Origin of the sequence: Streptomyces bikiniensis, from assembly GCF_000716625.1 — a bacterium.
Taxonomy (GTDB): domain Bacteria; phylum Actinomycetota; class Actinomycetes; order Streptomycetales; family Streptomycetaceae; genus Streptomyces; species Streptomyces bikiniensis.
Window position 1 is genome coordinate 1 of record NZ_JNXJ01000152.1, and the last position, 210, is coordinate 210.

Sequence of the window (210 nt, forward strand, 5' to 3'; positions counted from 1 at the left end):
CGTGGGCAAGACCACGTTCGTCGGCGCGGTCTCGGAGATCAACCCGCTGCGTACCGAAGCCGTCATGACGTCCGCCTCGGCGGGCATCGACGACCTCACGCACACGGGTGGCAAGACGACGACGACCGTCGCCATGGACTTCGGCCGCATCACCCTGGACCAGGACCTGATCCTGTACCTGTTCGGTACGCCGGGCCAGGACCGCTTCTG

1 protein-coding gene is annotated in these 210 nt (G+C 66.7%); it reads left to right on the plus strand.

Features of this window, described 5'->3' with window-relative positions; translation table 11 throughout:
- Position 1 precedes the first annotated feature (1 nt).
- Positions 2-210 (plus strand): ATP/GTP-binding protein (locus tag OO47_RS33180; RefSeq protein WP_030223675.1); only part of this gene is annotated, 209 nt, incomplete at its 3' end.